We start from the raw sequence: 3,339 nt of genomic DNA, 5'->3' as shown, positions 1-3,339 counted from the left end.
GCACATTTTATGATTAAATTTGAAGATAGGATTGGTAGCCTATGAAAAATTTACACAAAAGTCTGTAAAGGGTCAAAATATACTCCATAATACGGTTTCTCAAAAGTCTAAGATATTTTTGTACAGAATTATTTAATAATGATATCTACATTGAACAATAGATAATAGATCATTACCTATTTTATATACTATCCTATGTTCTCTATCTATTCTTCTAGACCAATATCCTGATAAATCATATTTCAATGGTTCAGGATTCCCTGTTCCTTCAAAAGGAGTTCTTTTAATCTCTTTTATTAATGCATTTATTTTTTTTATAATTTTTTTGTCGTATTTTTGCCAATATAGATATTCTTCCCATGCTTCATCTGTAAACAAAATCTTCATTCTATTAGCTCACGTTCTTTAATTTTGCCTTCATCTAAGGAGCGTATAGAATTTCTTAGTCTTTCAGCATTCTTTGGACTACGCATTAAATATGATGTTTCTTCATATGAATTAAAATCATCTAAAGAAATAAGAACCGCATTTGAACCATTTTTTCTTGTGATTATTAATGGTTCATGATTTTTATTAACAAAATCAAGCATGCTAGAAAGTTTCTCTCTAAAAAACGAATATGTTGCTGTTTTCATATAAAATCACCCTTTTATATCTTGTTGTACTTTATATTGTACAATAGAATTAAAAAAAGTAAATAACTATTTTGAACCCAGAGATTAAAACTTAAAACATTCCCGAAATAGTCCCTTTATGCGAGTGTTACTCTAAAAAATCGTATTCAAAGCCTCTAAAATTCCCCACTATAAACCTCTCAATAGTTAGGCAGTGCCAGCTTTTGGGCTTAAATAGATCAGTATATTACTATCAGTACAAAGGTGTGGATGAACATACTGAAAACTTAATGCGTTTAATAGATGAACGTTATACAGCGAGGCCACATGAAGGCTCTAGGAAGATCGTGGTATACCTAAATAACCTTGGATACGATGTTACTCGAAATCAAGTAAGATACTTGATGGATAAGATGGGCTTACAAGCTATATACCCAAAGCCAAATACAAGCGCAAAATCTAGGCAAGAACATAAGATATATCCATACCTTATGAAAAGTATTTGTGTTTACTATCCTAACCAAGTGTGGTGCTCAGATATAACTTATATTCGTATGAAACATGGGCATATATATCTTGTAGCAATAATGGACTGGTATAGTAGGTATGTTATAGATTGGCAATTAAGCATTAGCTTAGAAGCGGAGTTTTGTATTGATACTCTTAAAAGAGCTTTAGATAATAGCATCTGTGGGATTTTCAATACAGATCAAGGAGCACAGTATACTTCAAATGCTTGGATAAACACCTTGCTAAATAAAGGTGTTTCAATTAGTATGGATGCCAAAGGTAGATGCTTTGATAATATATTTATTGAGCGTCTATGGAGAAGTGTTAAATACGAATGTATATACCTTAAAGAATTTGAGTCAGTAGCTGAAGTTAGAGAAGCTCTGACTGATTACTTTGAGTATTATAATACTGATAGATATCATCAAAGTTTGGAATATAAAACTCCTGCTGATGTGTATTTTGGTAAAGTTAGAATAGGAAATGTTTTTGATAATTTGACATCTATTTTTTGACCAAATACTGTCCTAAAAAATTCCCCACTATAAAATATCTAGATATATCTAATAGAATACCTAAAAGTATACTTTTGTAAACTATACAAATTATGATGTAAATATAAATATTGTATTCATCATTAGAGTAAACTTTTGGTGTAAAACTATAATATTATTTTATATAAACTAAAAGATTAGTTTTTAAAGAGTCATATGTATAAAAAAATATTATTTACTTTCATATTAGGGTATTTATATACTCAATTAGGCTTTACTATTAGTTTACCTAACTATGATAAATTAGCTATTACTCCTACTACATGGAAAGAAGTAGAGCTTAAAGCTTATGATTATATAAATAGTAAAAGATATCGAGCTGAGATTAAATTACTTAGACCTATAAGTTGGCTTAAAACTAACCATCTAGATAAAGTTGGTAATAAAGGTAACTTCTCATTACCTGAGTTTAATATTAAACATATGTACGTTACAGTAGTAGCATTAAAACCAACAAAATTAGACACTTCAAAAATTAATTGGTCAAAACAAAGCTCATATCCAGTAATAGGTACATTTAAACGCTATGCTCCTGTAGTTAAAACATATACATTTAAAGATTTAACTACAGGTAAGATTAGCAAAGTAACTTCAACACTTGGACATAAGTATTATGTTAAGAATAGAACAGTAAATAATATAATAGGAAAGAATACTCATTATATTAGTATATCTAGAGTTAGATCAGATGACACATTAATATCTCAAGCAGGAGATAAGATTAAACTTATCTGTCCAATAAATAAAACAAGTCATTGTGGTGAGCTATATAATAAAGATCACAAACCTATTAATGTTTATAATTTAGAAATATATAACAAGCACCACTACTTTGTAGGTAAGATTAATATTCTAGTTCATAATGTTAAATGTACCACTCCTATAACAATATCCTATAGAGCTTCAACAGAAGAAGTATCTTTGTATAAAGCAACTAATGGTGAAGAATTTGAAAGGGGAAATTCTCTAAATGTTAAGATAGATACTGAATTTAAAAATTTGAACGTACAATTGTTACCATATAAGGATAAGCCCGAAGGACAACAAGTCTATCTTGATGATACTGAAAAATATTTTACAAATGAGCAAGGTGAAAAATTATCAGGTAAATTTAACTTTATAACGATTAATAGTAAAGAATCTCCACAGAATCCATTTTTAAATTCAATAATTTCACATTCAGGTCATAAAGTTGACCTTTATATTGATCCTATACTTCACCATGATAATATTGCTTCAGGTAAAGCCGTTACTTATGCTGGAACAGTCGAGTTTGATAATGGTATGGTAGTAAGTTGGGATAACAAATCTGGACATTATCAACCATTAGCAAGATTTAGTGATCAATCACCGTTTGATTTAAAAAAGTTTCAGCCATGGGAGGATTAAATGGACTCACTCACTTGAGTTAAAAGCTTCAAAAGAGCTAACTGTTATAATAATCTGAGTTCGACGTAAACTAAGCTAGTAATTCTAAAGCCATCTCATCTTTATTAGATAGGTTAATTTTGGGAGGGTATTGCAAGAATATAGTCAAATTATCCCAGTTATTAATCCATGATTTAGAAATCAAAGGATATTTCGAATCAGACCCTTTACAGACTTTTGTGTAAATTTTTCATAGGCTACCAATCCTATCTTCAAATTTAATCATAAAATGT

The 3,339-nt window shown here is 29.3% G+C and carries 4 protein-coding genes; 2 read left to right on the top strand and 2 right to left on the bottom strand.

Translation table 11 applies throughout. From position 1 onward, the window contains the following. Window positions 1-132 precede the first annotated feature (132 nt). Both AB8E56_RS11350 and AB8E56_RS11345 read right to left on the bottom strand, forming a co-directional pair. Window positions 133-387 carry a Txe/YoeB family addiction module toxin gene (locus tag AB8E56_RS11350; RefSeq protein ID WP_329481189.1) on the bottom strand — a complete coding sequence of 85 codons (255 nt, stop codon included), beginning with the start codon at window positions 385-387 and terminating at the stop codon, window positions 133-135. Beyond that, window positions 384-635, bottom strand: a complete 252-nt coding sequence (locus AB8E56_RS11345; RefSeq protein WP_329481188.1) for a type II toxin-antitoxin system prevent-host-death family antitoxin — start codon at window positions 633-635, stop codon at window positions 384-386. Before AB8E56_RS11345 ends, AB8E56_RS11350 begins: the two co-directional genes overlap by 4 nt. A 98-nt stretch (window positions 636-733) precedes the next feature. Between AB8E56_RS11345 and AB8E56_RS11340 the strand changes: the two genes are divergently transcribed. Together AB8E56_RS11340 and AB8E56_RS11335 are read left to right on the top strand one after the other, a co-directional pair. Beyond that, a complete protein-coding gene (locus AB8E56_RS11340; RefSeq protein ID WP_329481191.1) occupies window positions 734-1,639 on the top strand; it encodes an IS3 family transposase in 906 nt (301 codons plus the stop codon). Window positions 1,640-1,834: 195 nt separating this feature from the next. Beyond that, the gene (locus tag AB8E56_RS11335; protein ID WP_329481186.1) at window positions 1,835-3,067 is read left to right on the top strand and encodes a hypothetical protein; all 1,233 of its coding nucleotides are present in this window, start codon (window positions 1,835-1,837) and stop codon (window positions 3,065-3,067) included. Window positions 3,068-3,339 lie beyond the last annotated feature (272 nt).

Source organism: Francisella sp. 19X1-34 (assembly GCF_041102755.1).
Lineage (GTDB): Bacteria > Pseudomonadota > Gammaproteobacteria > Francisellales > Francisellaceae > Francisella.
The sequence above is the reverse complement of the archived record's forward strand: the minus strand, read 5'-3'. Positions and strand labels throughout refer to the sequence as shown.

Coding starts and splice junctions, on each gene's coding strand:
- AB8E56_RS11350 (WP_329481189.1), bottom strand. CDS start 387: ATGAAGATTTTGTTTACAGATGAAGCATGGGAAGAATATCTATATTGG.
- AB8E56_RS11335 (WP_329481186.1), top strand. CDS start 1,835: ATGTATAAAAAAATATTATTTACTTTCATATTAGGGTATTTATATACT.
- AB8E56_RS11345 (WP_329481188.1), bottom strand. CDS start 635: ATGAAAACAGCAACATATTCGTTTTTTAGAGAGAAACTTTCTAGCATG.